This window comes from Amycolatopsis sp. NPDC005003, assembly GCF_053600695.1.
The window spans coordinates 118,075-131,985 of record NZ_JBSGAI010000005.1 but is presented as its reverse complement, the minus strand read 5'-3'; the positions used below and the strand labels follow the sequence as shown (position 1 = coordinate 131,985).

The window sequence follows — 13,911 nt, the reverse complement described above, 5'->3', positions numbered from 1 at the left end:
GAGGGGACCTCCGACAAAACGCCGCTCGCCGCGCGCGGATTCACCGCAAGGAGGTCGCTGTTCCGCCTGTGTGACAACGGAATCCGCGCGCGAAGCGCTGCGAAGCCGCTTCGCGCGCGAAGCGGCTTCGTAAATGAAGTGCGCTTCTCGCCTTAATGGGCAACAATCCGTCATGGCATTCGTTCCGGGGATCGAATTGAGCGAGCGGTTCCACGCCGAAGCGGTCCGGCCGATCCTGCGCCGCGAACTCCCGCGCCTCCGGTACACCGCCGCGCTCGTCGGGTACGGCTCCGAAGTGCTCGGCTTCGATTCGCCGCGCTCCACCGACCACAACTGGGGGCCGCGGCTGCTGCTGTTCGCCGGAAGCGGCGGCGAGCGGATCCACCGGCTCCTGGCCGACCATCTGCCCCGGACGTTCCTCGGGTACCCGACGCACTTCGTCAGCGACGAGGAAGGCACCCGGCACCTCGCTCGGACGGACGGCCCTCCCGACCACGGCGTCGTCGTCGCGGCACTCGACGACTGGACCCGCGGCACGCTCGGCTTCGATCCCCGGCGGCCGGCTCTGCGGGACTGGCTCGCGACCCCCACCCAGGTCTTCGCCGAGTTCACCGGCGGCGCGGTCTTCCACGACGACCTCGGTTTCGAAGCCCTGCGGCGGAACGTGGCGTGGTACCCCGACGACGTCTGGCGGTACGTCCTCGCGTGCCAATGGCAGCGCATCGGCCAGGAGGAAGCGTTCGTCGGCCGGTGCGGAGAGGCCGGGGACGAACTGGGGTCCGCGGTCGTCGCCGCGCGGCTCGTCCGGGACCTGATGCGGCTGTGCCTGCTCATGGCGCGCCGGTATCCGCCGTACAGCAAGTGGCTCGGCAGCGCCTTCGCGCAGCTGCCCGCGGCGGCCCGCCTGGCTCCGGACCTCACCGCCGCACTGGCGGCCACCACCTGGCGCGAACGCGAGCGGCACCTCGTGGCCGCCTACGAGCGCGTTGCCGGGCTGCACAACGAGCTGGGCCTCACCGCCCCGGTGGAGCCGCGCACCAGCGGCTACTACGACCGGCCGTTCCGGGTGATCCACGCCGGACGCTTCGTGACGCCGTTGCTCGAGGGCTCGCCGCTGCGGGTGCCCACCGGGGCGATCGACCAGTTCGTCGACAACACCGACGCGCTCGGGGACCGCGTGTTCACGCGTGCGGTGGTTGACTGCCCGCATGGCTGAACCGAAACCGCGGGACCTGGCCGCCCTGCTGCTGACGCTGACCGTCGTCACCGGGGTGGTCGACGCCGTCAGCTTCCTCGGGCTGGGGCGGGTCTTCGTCGCGAACATGACCGGCAACGTCGTCTTCTTCGGCTTCGCGGCGGCGGGGGAGACGACGCTGTCGGTGCTCGCCTCGCTGACCGCCGTGGTCGCGTTCCTGGCCGGTGCGCTCGCCGGTGGGCGGCTGGCCCGGCGTGACGACGACCACGACGCCCTGCGGCAGGCGACCGCCGCACAGGCGGTGCTGATCGCGGTGGCCGTCGTGCTGTCGGCGACCTCGGGCGGCGGCACGCGGTGGGGCGCCGAACTGCTGATCGTCGTGCTCGGGCTGGCGATGGGGCTGCAGAACGCGGCCGTCCGCCGCATCGGTGCGCCCGACCTGACGACGACCGTGCTCACGATGACGCTGACCGGCTTCGCGGCGGATTCGAAGGCCGCCGGCGGGCCGGGTGCGCACCCGCTGCGGAAGATCGCCGCCGTGGGGGCGATGCTCGCCGGGGCCTTCGTGGGCGGTTTGCTGCAGTTGCACGTCGCGATGTGGGCCGCGCTGGGGGTGGCGCTCGCGCTGGTGCTGGGCGTGCTCGCCGTGCTGCACCGGAAAACCGTTCGTTAGCGGGCGGTTTCCCGGCTACAAAGGAGGTCTCGGGTACTTCGAGGGGGAACAGGGATGACCTACGGAAGCGTGCGGTTGTACCGGCGGGACTGGTCACCGGAGCAGGTGCACCGCCGGGTGGACTCGCTCGCGGCGGCCGGGATGGTGCTGGGCCACCTCCGGACCGGGCGGATCACCGCGATCAGCGGGGAGTGGGAAACCCTCGGCGAGCAGGTCGAAATGGACCGGGAAGGCCTGCTGGCCGCCATGATCGGGCTGGAGAAGCAGTTCACCTTCCAGTACTGGATGGCCGGCGACGAGGACGCCGACGTCACCTGCACGCTGACGCGGCTCGGCGACGTGGTCGTCGAGGACTACGACCTCGACGGCTTCGGCGGCCCGGTGTACCGGAAGGGACAGGACACGGTGATCCGCCCCCTGCTGGCCGAGTTCCGGGCGACCGGGCCGTCCGCGGCCGGGCTGGTCGTCGACCGCTGGGGGCCGGCGCTCGACACCGACCTCGACGACATCGTGACCGGCGGGCCGACTCCGGTCACGGTGGTGCCGGAGCTGATGGTGCTGCGGCCCGACATCGCCCGGCGCCACTTCGAGCCGCGGAACCTGGTTCCGTTCGGTGACTTCCTCGCCCGTGACACGGACGGCATCCTCGCCCTGGCGGCGTGAGCTAGCCGAGCGCGCGGCCGCCGTCGACCAGCAGGCGCTGGCCGGTGACGAAGCCCGCCTCCTCCGATGCGAAGAAGCTCACCGCCGCCGCCACCTCCTCCGGGGTGCCCAGGCGGCCCGCCGGGACCGAAGCGCGGTACTCCTCGCGCTCGGCCTCCGGGATCTCCGCGTGCCGCTCCACCGGGATGAACCCGGGCGCCACCGTGTTGACCGTGATGCCGTCCGGGGCCAGTTCGCGCGCCCACGCCCGGACCAGGCCGATCTGGGCGCTCTTGGCCGTCGCGTACGCCGAGCGGCCGGGTGGTGGGCGGTCCGCCACCTCCGAGTCGACGTGCACGATGCGGCCGTGGCCGCGGGCGCGCATCCCCGGCAGCACGGCGTGGCCCAGCAACACCGGGGACCGCACGAAGAAGTCCAGCTGGGCCAGGTGATCCGGCCAGTCGACCGACGACACCGGCGCCTCCGGCTGGGGGCCGGTCGCGTTGAGCACCAGCACCCCGATCGGGCCCAGCAACGCCGTGACCGCGTCGACCAGGTCGCCGGCCTGGCGCCGGTCCGTGACGTCCGCCGCGAACGCCGCCGCCCGGCCGCCCTCGGCGAGGATGCTTTCCGCGGCCGTCTTGAGGTCGGCGTTGTCGTGGCGGCCGTTGACCGCGACGGCGAACCCGTCGCGGGCCAGCCGGCGAGCGATCACCCGGCCGAGGCCCCGGGAACTGCCGGTCACCAGTGCGACACCCATGCGCCCGACGCTAGGGGACGCACCGGGACACGACAAGGCCCCCGGGACGTGTCCCGGGGGCCTCGAACGGGTGACTCAGGTGGCGGCGGAGACGAGGGCTGCCTCGCCCGTGGCCGGAGGTGCGGCCACGACCTTCTTGTTGCGGCGGTTGCGCCGCTCCAGGTACGTCGCCAGCGCCGTGAGCAGCAGGCACATCACGACGTAGATGGCGGTCGCCACGATCGTCGACGGCACGATCGGCCGCCCGAACGTGCCCTGCGAACCGATGTAGCGCGCGTAGTACAGCAGCTCCTGGTAGGTGATGATGAAGCCGAGCGCGGTGTCCTTCAGCAGCACGACGAGCTGGCTGATGATCGTCGGCAGCATCGCCCGGATCGCCTGCGGCAGCAGGACCAGGAACATCACCTGGGTCTTGCGCATGCCCAGTGCGTACGCGGCTTCGCTCTGGCCCTTGGGCAGCGACTGGATGCCCGCGCGGAAGACCTCGGCGAGCACCGAGCCGTTGTACAGCGTCAGGCCGAGGACCACACCGAGGAACGGGCTCGTCGGCACGCCGACGGTCGGCAGGCCGAAGTAGAACAGGAACATCAGGATCAGCGCGGGGATGGCGCGGAAGAACTCGACGACGAACCCGGAGATCCGGCGGATCCAGGCGTGGTCCGACAGCCGGCCCGCCGCGAAGATCGCACCGAAGACCAGCGCCAGCACGGCCGCGGCGGCGAACGCCTCGAGCGTCGACAGCACCGCGTTGCCCAGGTCGCGCTGCACCTGCGCGTACTGCAGCCACTCCCACTTGCGGGCGGTGAACTGGCCGCTGTCGTAGAAGCGCCACCCGATGTAGCCGACGAACGCGAGCACCACGAGCGTGCCGGCCACGGCGTAGGTGCGGTACCGCAGTTTCGCCTTCGGCCCCGGGACGTCGAACAGCACATTGCTCATGCGCACACCTCGCTGACGCTCGGTGCGGCCTGAGCCGCAGGCGCAGTGTTGGATGATTCGGTCGCAAGCTCCCTCATCGGGCCACGCTCCAGCGCTTCTCCAGGCTGCGTTGGACGAACGACAGCACGGCGACCAGGATGATGAAGCCGAGCGCGACCCACAGCAGGCCGATCAGCTGGTTCTCGCCGCGCTCGGACAGGTACGAGCGGATCGCGCCCGCCTCGGCGACCGAGAAACCGGCGGCGATCGTGGTGTTCTTCAGCAGCGCGATGAGGGTGCTGATCAGCGGCGGGACGACCGACCGCAGCGCCTGCGGGAGCACGACCTGGCCGAGGATCTGGCCGAAGGTCAGCCCCAGCGCGCGGCCCGCCTCGGCCTGCCCGACCGGCACGGTGTTGATGCCCGAGCGCACGACCTCGCAGATGAACGCCGAGGTGTACACGGTCAGGGCGGTCACGGCGGCCGGGAAGTAGTCGAGCTTGACGATGTCCAGCAGCGGGTAGGCGAACACGAAGAACGCGAACACCAGGGTGAGCGGCGTGTTCCGGGCGATCGTCACGTAGGCCGTGCCGACGGCGCGGAAGACGGGGACCGGGCTCACCCGCAGCATGGCCAGGATCGTGCCCCAGATCAGGCTGCCGACGGCGGAGAGCACGAACAGTTCGATCGTGCGCAGGAAGAACGGACCGAACAGGTCCAGGTTGTTGAGCAGGACGTCCATGGAGCCTTCCCCGCGTCCGTTTCTTTCAAGCGGTGGTCAAGGGGTGGATGAACCGAGGCCGGTGGACCGGGCGCACCCGATCCACCGGCCTCCGTGTCAGGTCAGTACTTCTCGAGGGTCGGCTTCTTGGCGGCCGAGCCCGACTTGCCGAGGGTCGCGTCGTAGATCTTCTGCCAGGTGCCGTCGTCCAGCGCCTTCTGCAGGATCTCGTTGACCTTGTCGCGCAGGACCTTGTCGTCCTTGTTCAGGCCGATGCCGTACTTCTCCGTGGAGAACGTCTGGCCGACGACCTTCAGGCTGTCCGGGTCCTGGGACGCGTACCCCTTGAGGATCGCGTCGTCGGTGGTGACCGCGTCGACGTCCTTCGACAGCAGCTTCTCGACGCACTGCGAGTACTTCTGGAACTCGACGATGTTGCCCGGCTCGGTCAGGTTCTCCGAGCGGACCTTCTGGATCGGGGTCGAGCCGGTGACCGAGCAGACCTTCTTGCCCTTGAGGGTGTCCTTGCCGGTGATCGAGCTGTCGTCCTTGCGCACCAGCAGGTCCTGGCCGGCGATGAAGTACGGGCCGGCGAAGGAGACCAGCGCCTTGCGCTTGTCGGTGATCGAGTAGGTGCCGACGTAGTAGTTCACGTCGCCGTTCGCGATCGTCTGCTCACGCGCGCCCGAGTCGACCGTGCGGAAGGTGATCTTCTCCGGGTCGAAGCCGAGGCCGGCCGAGACGAGCTTCGCGATCTCGATGTCGAAGCCGCCGAACTTGCCGGTCGTCGGGTCCTTCAGGCCCAGGCCCGGCTGGTCGTCCTTGGCGCCGACGGTCAGCGCGCCGGCCGACTTCATCTTGGCGAACACCGGGGAGCCGGCCAGGTCGACGCCGGTCGCCACCGGGTAGCTCAGCGCCGCGGGGGCGTTCGTGCCGCTCTGCTCGCCCGAGCCCGGGGTGGTCGGCGTGCCTTCCTTGCCACAGGCGGTCAGCGTGGTCAGCGCCAGGCCACCGGCGAGCAGTCCCACCGCGAGGGTGCGGATCCTCATGTGATTCTCTCCTGTGTGTCGTCACCCGGACGCCGACGGCGCCGCGGAACGTTTCTCAGTGGGTCAGGATCTTGCCGAGGAAGTCCTTCGCGCGCTCGCTCTTCGGCGCGGTGAAGAACTCTTCGGGCGTCGTGTCCTCGACGATCTCGCCGTCGGCCATGAAGATCACCCGATCGGCTGCCCTGCGGGCGAAGCCCATCTCGTGGGTGACGACGAGCATCGTCATGCCGTCCTTGGCCAGGCCCGTCATCACGTCGAGGACCTCCTGGACCATCTCCGGGTCCAGCGCCGAGGTCGGCTCGTCGAACAGCATGACCTTGGGCCGCATGGCCAGCGCCCGCGCGATGGCGACGCGCTGCTGCTGACCGCCCGAAAGCTGCGCCGGGTACTTGTCGGCCTGGTTGGCGATGCCGACGCGTTCCAGCAGCTCCATCGCCGTCTTGCGCGCTTCGGCCTGCGAGGTCTTGCGGACCTTCACCGGCGCGAGCATGACGTTCTCGACGATCGTCTTGTGCGCGAACAGGTTGAACGACTGGAACACCATGCCGACGTCGGCCCGCAGCGCGGCCAGGGCCTTGCCCTCGGCGGGCAGCGGGACACCGTCGACGGCGATCTCGCCCGAGTTGATCGGCTCCAGCCGGTTGATCGCCCGGCACAGGGTCGACTTGCCCGAGCCCGACGGGCCGAGCACCACGACGACCTGGCCGCGAGGCACCTCGAGCGTGATCTCCCTGAGCACGTGCAGGTCGCCGAAGTACTTGTTCACGGCGGACGCCTTGATCATCGGCGCCGCCACCTCCGCGGTCATCTGGCCTCCCGGGTCGTTCGTGCAGATCGGGCATGGGTCACCACGCGATGGCGAGAACCTACCGTTGTCGTACCGGCTGGCAAGGCCGCTTGAGCAATACTTAGGGTTTCAACTGAGTATCGATGTCCATTTTGGGGGGTGTCCACCCGAGGTCACGGAGTGTGACCGTCCGGGTGGCCGGTGCGGGGGCCGCCCGGACGTCCTAGAGTTCGCCCTACCGGCCGGTGGAGCAGGTCACCATGGGAGGCGGACGGGTGCGGGTGCTGCTGGTGGAGGACGACGACCGGGTCGCGGGTGCGCTCATCCCGGCGCTGACCCGCCGCGGCCTGGCGATCGCCCGGCTCGCCACCGGCGCCGGCGTGCTCGACCGGGTGCACGAGGTCGACGTCATCCTGCTCGACCTCGGCCTGCCCGACATCGACGGCGTCACGCTGTGCCGCCAGATCCGCGCGGTCAGCGACGTCGCGATCATCGTCGTCTCGGCGCGCGGCGAGGTCGACGACCGGATCCAGGGCCTGCGCGCGGGCGCCGACGACTACCTGGTCAAGCCCTACGACGTCGAGGAGCTGCTCGCCCGCGTCGAGGCCGTGCGCCGCCGCCGCGGCGAGCACCCCGCGGCCGAGCCGGTGGTCATCCGGGTCGGGGACGTCACGGTCGACGTCTCCCGGCACGAAGTCCTGGTCGGCGACAGGGCGGTGGCGCTGTCCCGCAAGGAGTTCCAGGTGCTGGCGCTGGTGGCCGGCGCGCGCGGCGCGGTGTGCTCGCGCGAGCACGTGCTCACCGAGGTGTGGGGCCACCGGGGCCCGGCGGAGAGCCGTTCGCTGGACGTCCACGTCGCGACGCTGCGGACGAAGCTGGGCCGCCCGGCGCTCATCGAGACGGTCCGCGGGGTCGGGTACCGGCTCGGCGGCCAGGTCGCCCGGAGCTGAGGCGTGCGCGTCCGGCTGCAGGGCATCGTGCTGACGCTGGTGGCGTTGCTGGTGTTCGGCCTGGGCATCCCGCTGGCCAGGAGCATCGCGGCCGGCGCGCAGCAGGACCTGTTCCTCGACCGGCTGACCGACACCGCGCGGTTCGCGTCGCTGGCGCAGCGGCCGCTGCTGGACAACAAACCGGGGCTGATCGAGCCGGACCTGACCCGCTACAACGAGGTGTACGGCGTCCAGGTGGCGGTCGTCGACCAGGACGGCAAGCTGTTCGCCTCGTCGCTGGGGCCGGCCGCGGCGCGGATCGACCTTAAGGCCGACCGGATCGGCGGGCCGGTCCGCGAGGCGCTCGCCGGCCGCCGCTCGCAGCCGGCGGGCGTGCTGATGCCGTGGGACTCGACGCCGCTGGTGCTGGCCGAGCCGGTGCTGGCCGACGGTGAGGTGCACGGCGCCGTGCTCACGGTGTCCGAGACCGGCTCCGAGCGCGCCGACGTGCTGTGGTGGTGGCTGCTGCTGGCCGCGGGCGGGATCCTCGCCTTCACGCTCGCGCTGGCCGTGGCGATCCCGGTGGTCCGGTGGATCCTGCGGCCGGTGCACCGGCTCGACGACGCGACGGGCGCGCTGGTGGCGTCGGTGATCAGCGGCCGCGAGGCCGAGCCGGTGGGGGAGAGCGGCGGACCGCCGGAGCTGCGCCAGCTCGGCCGGTCGTTCGACCGGATGGCGTCGAGCGTGTCGGGCGCGCTGGCGGCGCAGCGCGCGTTCGTCGCCGACGCGTCCCACCAGCTGCGCAACCCGCTGACGGCGCTGAAGATCCGGCTGGGCAACCTCGAAGGCCACGTCGACGACGAGCCGGCGGCCGCCGACCTGGAGGCGGCGCGCGTCGACGCCGGCCGGCTCCACCAGATCCTGGACGGGCTGCTGTCGATGGCCCGCGCCGAGGCGTCGGGCGGCGAGCTGGACCCGGTGGTGCTGGACGAGGCCGTGGCGGAGCGGGTGGCGGACTGGTCGGTGGTGGGCGAGGCCCGGGACGTGCGGCTGGTGGTGGAGACGTCCGGCGACGGTGCGCGGGTGTGCATGCCGCCGCGGGGCGCGGAGACGATCTTGGACGCGCTGCTGGACAACGCGCTGAAGTTCACCGCGGCGGGGACGGAGATCCGGATCTCGGTGGTGCGGGAAGAGGACCGGGTCCGGCTGTCGGTGCGCGACCACGGGCCGGGGCTGCGGCCGGAGGAGCTCGACCGGGCGCTGGACCGGTTCTGGCGCAGCCCGGCGCACCAGAACGTGCCGGGGTCGGGGCTGGGGCTGGCGATCGTCAGCGAGCTCGTCGCGCATTCGGACGGGAAGCTGGAGCTGGACCTGCCCGAGGGCGGCGGGCTGCGGATCTCGATGGTGTTCCCGGTCGCCTGAATGTACTTGGCCATCAGGTTGGTGGCAGTCGGCTGGTGGGTGGGTGGCCGACCTTGCCGTTCTGCCAGGGCAGTGGGGTTTGATGAACTTCTGCCGGATGCCGTGCTCGGCGCATACCGCACGCGGCGACCAGCGTGGGCCCAGGCGTTGTCGGTCATCAGCCGTTCGATGCGGGTGATGCCGTGGTCGGCGAAGTAGGCGGTCGCGCGGGTGAGGAAGACTGCGCAGGCCGGCCCCTGCTCGCCCGGCCGGTCTCGCCCGTGGCGCACCGCGGTGGTCTTGCCGACGGCCCGGATTACCTGCCGGGTGATCGGGTCCAGCGCGGCCGGCCGTGGGATCTGGTGCCGGGCCAGCACCCGCGACACCGCCCGTGCCGGGACATCGAGCTCACAGCGCCAAGTACACCCAGAGCCGATCGCCGCTGCGGCCAGGCTGTGACTGGACGCCGCATTCTGGTCGCTGACTGCGATCGGTGAAGAACCCCTTCGGCCCACGCGCTCACCGCGACACGACTGAAGACTTGAGGCGCCGGCCGGCCACGGGTTCGTCCGGTCGTTGCCCGCGGTCGAAGCGAAGCCTCGCAGGTGCAACGGCTCTCATCGCGACAGGACGCACGACTGGGAGGAGCCTGCGTGCCCGACGACGCCAACGAGCGCATTATCCGGATCCTCGAGTTGGATCTCGAATATCTCCAACGCACGGTTGACAAGTTCGACAATCAGAGATTCACCATCAGAAGCTGGTCCGTGACGACCAGCGGTGCGCTGCTCGCGCTGGCGGTGACCGCCAAGAACGGTGTCATCGCGGCAGTGGGGCTTTTTGTCATACTGTTTTTCTCGTACCTTGAGATCGTGTACATGGACATGCAGGTCCGGGTGATGAACAGGTGCACGGAGATAGGTCGGCTTCTGCAGTCGTCGACGTTCGATTCATCCAGTTCACTTTCCCCGGACTACGTCTTCGGCGTGCGGTCGGCCTTCGGGAAGGAGCCATTCAGCCTGAAGAGAATGCGTCGAATCGTGGCAAGCCGGCCCGAGATATACATGTTCTACGCGGGTTTGACGGGGATCATGTCGGCTGCGGTTGTGCTGATCTTGGTGTTCCGGGGATGAGTGCGGATCTCGATGGTGTTCCCGGTCGCCTAGGTCTTCTGTGACCGGTAGTACCGCAGTGCCCCGGGATGCAGCGGGATCGGCTGGGTCTCGATGCCCGGGTGGACGTCGATCGACAGGGCCGCCGAGTTGGCGTTCGCCAGCTCGCGGCGGGCGTCGAACAGGCCGCGGACCAGGGCTTCCGCCACGTCGTCGGGCATCGACTTCGGGACCACGAGGAAGTTCGGCACCACCAGCGTCGTCACCGGGGAGCCCTGGTTGTACGTGCTCGCCGGGATCGTCGCGGTTCCGTAGACCTGGCTGCTCGCCTGCACCCTCGGCATCACGTCGGCGAGGTCGAGCAGGTGCAGCTTGCCCCGGTTCTCCGGTTCCAGCAGCTTCGGCGTGGGCAGGCCGCCGGACCAGAAGAACGCGTCGACCTCGTGGTTGCGCAGCGCGACGACGGAATCGTCGAGGCCGCGGGTGGTCGTGCTGACCGAGTCCTTCAGCCCGAGCAGGCCGAGCAGCCAGTTGGCGATGTACTCGACGCCGGACTGCGGTGAGCCGATCGCGATCCGGTGGCCGCTGAGCTGGGACACCGACCGGATGTCGCTGTCGGCCCGGACGACGATGTGCAGGTAGTCGTCGTGGATCCGGGCGAGCGCGGCGAACCCCGAGCGGGCCCGGTACAGGTCCGCGGCGACGTCGGCCGCGACGAAGGCGACGTCGGCCTGGCCGGCGAGCACCTTCTTGATGTTGTCGGGTGAGCCCTGGGTCTGCAGCACCTGGGGCCGGTCGATGCCCAGGCCGCCCTGCCAGGCGGTGGCGAGGGTCTGGGCGAGCTTGTAGTAGACGCCGCCGGAGTTGCCCGCCGCGATCCGCAGCTTGAGCCCGCCGAAGCCGCTGGTGCAGGCGGTGAGCACCAGCAGGAGGACGGCCGCGATCGCGAGCCCGCGCGTGCGCCTGCTGCTGGTCACGGCCTGATCGTGCCAGACTCCGGGCCCGGCGGGCAGCCTCAGCGGCCTTCGCGCAGCCGCAGCACCGCGTACAGGACGTTGTGGCCTGCCCGTCCGGGCCGATCACGGTCAGGCTGCGCTCGCGCAACGCCGTGAGTTGCTCGCCGCCCGCGCCGATGATCGCGAATTTCACCTCGCCGGCGTTACCCGTCGAAGTGGTAACGCGGTAGCCTGGGGACGTGGGCGACAAGCTGGGCTTCCGCTTCCACGGCGGGCGGCCCTCGGTGAACTTCACGGCGACGGTCGGCGAGCGCTTCCGCGACGGCGGCTTCGAGCGCCTGCCGGATCCGGCGGCGCTGGGCCGTTGGTTCACCGAAGCGGGGCTGACGCAGACTGATCCGCCCTGCACGGCGGCTGAGCTGGCAGCGGCACGCGAGCTGCGGGAAGCCGTCTACCGCCTGATGCTGGGACAGCTGTCCGAAGAGGACTTGGCCACGGTGAACCGGTGGGCGGCGCAGCCACCGCCGGTCACCGCTCTGCGCGTCGGCGCGGAGGGCCTGCGGGCGGAACGGGTTTCGGCGACCGTGCCGTCCCTGCTGGGCCTGCTCGCCGCGGACGCCGTGGCGGTGCTCGGCGGCGACGAGGCCGCCCGGGTGCGCGAGTGTGCGAACCCGGAGTGCTCGCTGCTGTTCCTCGACACGTCACGGGCGGGTGCGCGCCGCTGGTGTTCGATGAGTGCGTGCGGCAGCCGCGACAAGATGCAGCGCTACCGAGCCGCCGACCGGTAGCTCAGCCGCAGGATCGGCTCGCCGTCCGATTCGCCCGCGGGATCGCCGATGACGACCGTGAAGCCCGGTGTCTCGATGACCAGGCCTTCAGCCGATTCGTGGGCCCCGGCCGTGAAAGGGCCGTCGTCGGGCGGCCCGTACCGGACCGCGAACACCGACGAGCCCGGCGGGGACGACGGGAGCGGGCCCGCCAGGACGTGGTTCGTGTCCGTCACCCGGTGCCAGCCCGCGTCCGGGTTCCCGTAGCCACGAGGGTCGTCCGCCAGCGAGAACGCCAGCTGCTCCTGCGTCAGCCCGATCGTCTCCGGGCCGCCGAAGCTCGTCCGGCCCGCCGGCGGGTTGACCACCCGCAGCGACGCCCCCGACGTGATCGCCAGGCTGCCCGCGTGCAGCGTGCCGTTCGTGGCCAGCACCGCGCCCGGCGTGCCCAGGTCGAAGGGTGCTCCACCCGGCGAGGCCACGGTGACGATCTTGCGCTGGCCCGCCTCCGTTTCCTCGACGTACGGCAGCCCGGCGAGGAATTCGCACCCCGCCGCCGGGACCACCGCGAACATCGTCACCCGCCGCTCCTCGACCACGCACACCTGCTGCACGCTCAGCAGCACCTGCTCCCGCGTGACCACCGCCTTGGTGACCAGCCGGGCGACCACGTCTCCGTCCCGGGCGTCGCGGACGCGCAGCGGGCCCAGCGCGCGGGTGAGCAGCGTGCGTCCCAGGACCGGGCCGATGCCGTGCTGGCCGGCCACGACCGACTCGATCACCGCCGCGCGCCCGGCGTCGATCAGGTACGGCGTGTGGCTGCCCGTCCACGACACCGACGCGGCGCGGTGGCGCAGCGAATACGGCGTCGAGACCGGAAGTGAAGGGGAACGGTGCCACTTGCTGCCGTCCTGGTACAGCCAGACCGTGGTGAACGCGAAGTGCCCGCTCGGCGCGCCGGACCCCGCCACCGGGTAGTAGGCGACGCGGCGGTCGGCCAGGTAGCGGCCGAGGTCGGTGGCCAGGTGCGCGCCGAAGTAGCGGAGGCCGAGCAGGCCTTCGGCGCCGCAGTGCTGCTCGCTGTAGCGGGGCCCGCCGTAGTCGAAGCCGCGGGCCGACAGGCGGCAGTCGAGGTGGCGGGCGAGCTCCGCGCCGTCGTCGAGGAACAGCCGGTCGGCCGTGACCCGGTGGGCCTGGGCCAGGAAGGACAGCGAGATCGGCAGGTAGTTCTGGTCGTGGCCGGCGCCGTGCTCGGCCGGCAGCGCGAAGCCGCGGTCGGTCACCCGGGACGGCCGGATGACGTCCGTGTACAGCCGCATCGCCGCCGTCGTGACGCGGTTGCCCTCGCGGTCGCGGGAAACACGGTCGAGGTGGCGGCCGAGCATCAGGCCCGCGACGATCGCGCCGAGGGCCTGGTTGCCCGTCTGCTGGGGGTTGAACATGCTCGCTTCGGTCAGCCACCGCCAGTACCCGAGCGCCAGCTCGGTCACCTCGGCGTACTGGGCATCGGCGAGCAGGCCTTCGCCGAGTTCCAGGACGTTGACCGCGTGCAGCATCGCCCACACCGTGCTCGGCCAGTCGCCGAAGGGGTGTTCACCCTCCCCGGGCATGTAGCGCGCGTACGGCAGGCCGCTGTGGCGGACGCGCAGGAACGGCTCACCGGGGTTGTCCGTCCGGAACACCCGGTGCGCCAGGAAGAAGTCCAAGCCCCGGCGCACCGCGTCGGTGAACGCGGGATCGTCGTCGGCCACGCCGCGCCGCCGGGCCAGGCAGAGAAGAGAGATCACCCCGAGGCCCATGTCGCCGACGTCGTCGTCGGCCGCCGGGTCCTCGAAGTTGCCGTCCGGCTGCTGCGCGGCGAGCGCGGCGGCGGCCGCGGCGGCCAGGACCGTGTCGAGGTGGGCGGGATCGTCGGGCAGGTCGTGCGAGCTCGCGTGCTGGCTCGGCAGCAGGATCGGGTCCATCCGCTTCGCAGCCTCCCTGCCGTCCGGGGACCGGACC

14 protein-coding genes and 1 pseudogene are annotated in these 13,911 nt (G+C 71.1%); 7 read left to right on the top strand and 8 right to left on the bottom strand.

The genetic code is table 11. The features are described from left to right. Window positions 1-172 precede the first annotated feature (172 nt). Genes ACWED2_RS07970 through ACWED2_RS07960 form a run of 3 tightly spaced genes read left to right on the top strand, consistent with a single transcriptional unit; the run spans window position 173 to window position 2,531 of the window. Window positions 173-1,216 carry a DUF4037 domain-containing protein gene (locus ACWED2_RS07970; protein WP_449689697.1) on the top strand — a complete coding sequence of 348 codons (1,044 nt, stop codon included), beginning with the start codon at window positions 173-175 and terminating at the stop codon, window positions 1,214-1,216. Beyond that, the gene (locus ACWED2_RS07965; protein ID WP_449689696.1) at window positions 1,209-1,868 is read left to right on the top strand and encodes a YoaK family protein; all 660 of its coding nucleotides are present in this window, start codon (window positions 1,209-1,211) and stop codon (window positions 1,866-1,868) included. The genes ACWED2_RS07970 and ACWED2_RS07965 overlap by 8 nt, the downstream gene beginning before the upstream one ends. Before the next feature lie 54 nt (window positions 1,869-1,922). Beyond that, the gene (locus ACWED2_RS07960) at window positions 1,923-2,531 is read left to right on the top strand and encodes a hypothetical protein (protein ID WP_449689695.1); all 609 of its coding nucleotides are present in this window, start codon (window positions 1,923-1,925) and stop codon (window positions 2,529-2,531) included. 1 nt (window position 2,532) lies between these two features. Here the strand turns inward: ACWED2_RS07960 and ACWED2_RS07955 are convergent, their stop codons facing one another. The 5 genes from ACWED2_RS07955 to ACWED2_RS07935 all read right to left on the bottom strand — a co-directional run bounded on the left by ACWED2_RS07955 (window position 2,533) and on the right by ACWED2_RS07935 (window position 6,742). Beyond that, window positions 2,533-3,270 carry an SDR family NAD(P)-dependent oxidoreductase gene (locus tag ACWED2_RS07955; RefSeq protein WP_449689694.1) on the bottom strand — a complete coding sequence of 246 codons (738 nt, stop codon included), beginning with the start codon at window positions 3,268-3,270 and terminating at the stop codon, window positions 2,533-2,535. Between the two features lie 75 nt (window positions 3,271-3,345). Continuing rightward, window positions 3,346-4,209, bottom strand: coding sequence for an amino acid ABC transporter permease (locus tag ACWED2_RS07950; RefSeq protein WP_449689693.1), 864 nt, complete (start codon window positions 4,207-4,209; stop codon window positions 3,346-3,348). Between the two features lie 73 nt (window positions 4,210-4,282). Further along, the gene (locus ACWED2_RS07945) at window positions 4,283-4,930 is read right to left on the bottom strand and encodes an amino acid ABC transporter permease (protein ID WP_449689692.1); all 648 of its coding nucleotides are present in this window, start codon (window positions 4,928-4,930) and stop codon (window positions 4,283-4,285) included. 101 nt (window positions 4,931-5,031) lie between these two features. Beyond that, window positions 5,032-5,958: a glutamate ABC transporter substrate-binding protein gene (locus ACWED2_RS07940; protein WP_449689691.1), complete on the bottom strand. Its 927-nt coding sequence runs from the start codon at window positions 5,956-5,958 to the stop codon at window positions 5,032-5,034. 55 nt (window positions 5,959-6,013) lie between these two features. Continuing rightward, window positions 6,014-6,742, bottom strand: a complete 729-nt coding sequence (locus ACWED2_RS07935; protein WP_003054447.1) for an amino acid ABC transporter ATP-binding protein — start codon at window positions 6,740-6,742, stop codon at window positions 6,014-6,016. Window positions 6,743-7,020: 278 nt separating this feature from the next. Here ACWED2_RS07935 and ACWED2_RS07930 point away from each other — a divergent pair, with 278 nt between their 5' ends. Next, window positions 7,021-7,695, top strand: coding sequence for a response regulator transcription factor (locus ACWED2_RS07930; protein WP_449689863.1), 675 nt, complete (start codon window positions 7,021-7,023; stop codon window positions 7,693-7,695). A 3-nt stretch (window positions 7,696-7,698) separates the two neighbouring features. After that, on the top strand, window positions 7,699-9,096 hold the full coding sequence (locus ACWED2_RS07925) for a sensor histidine kinase (RefSeq protein WP_449689690.1): 1,398 nt from the start codon (window positions 7,699-7,701) through the stop codon (window positions 9,094-9,096). Between the two features lie 131 nt (window positions 9,097-9,227). On the opposite strand, the pseudogene ACWED2_RS07920 reads toward ACWED2_RS07925, so the two are convergent. After that, window positions 9,228-9,350, bottom strand: a pseudogene (locus ACWED2_RS07920) (IS481 family transposase); the annotation flags it as partial. Window positions 9,351-9,728: 378 nt separating this feature from the next. Between ACWED2_RS07920 and ACWED2_RS07915 the strand changes: the two are divergent. Continuing rightward, window positions 9,729-10,208, top strand: coding sequence for a hypothetical protein (locus ACWED2_RS07915; RefSeq protein WP_449689689.1), 480 nt, complete (start codon window positions 9,729-9,731; stop codon window positions 10,206-10,208). A 29-nt stretch (window positions 10,209-10,237) separates the two neighbouring features. Here ACWED2_RS07915 and ACWED2_RS07910 read toward each other — a convergent pair whose 3' ends face one another. Beyond that, entirely contained in the window at window positions 10,238-11,164 is a 927-nt protein-coding gene (locus ACWED2_RS07910; protein WP_449689688.1) for a TAXI family TRAP transporter solute-binding subunit, read from the bottom strand. 218 nt (window positions 11,165-11,382) lie between these two features. Here ACWED2_RS07910 and ACWED2_RS07905 point away from each other — a divergent pair, with 218 nt between their 5' ends. After that, a complete protein-coding gene (locus ACWED2_RS07905) occupies window positions 11,383-11,931 on the top strand; it encodes a CGNR zinc finger domain-containing protein (RefSeq protein ID WP_449689687.1) in 549 nt (182 codons plus the stop codon). Here the strand turns inward: ACWED2_RS07905 and ACWED2_RS07900 are convergent. After that, complete coding sequence (locus ACWED2_RS07900) at window positions 11,910-13,874, bottom strand: hypothetical protein (RefSeq protein WP_449689686.1); 1,965 nt, start codon at window positions 13,872-13,874, stop codon at window positions 11,910-11,912. The two genes, ACWED2_RS07905 and ACWED2_RS07900, sit on opposite strands and share 22 nt — an antisense overlap. Window positions 13,875-13,911: the final 37 nt, after the last annotated feature.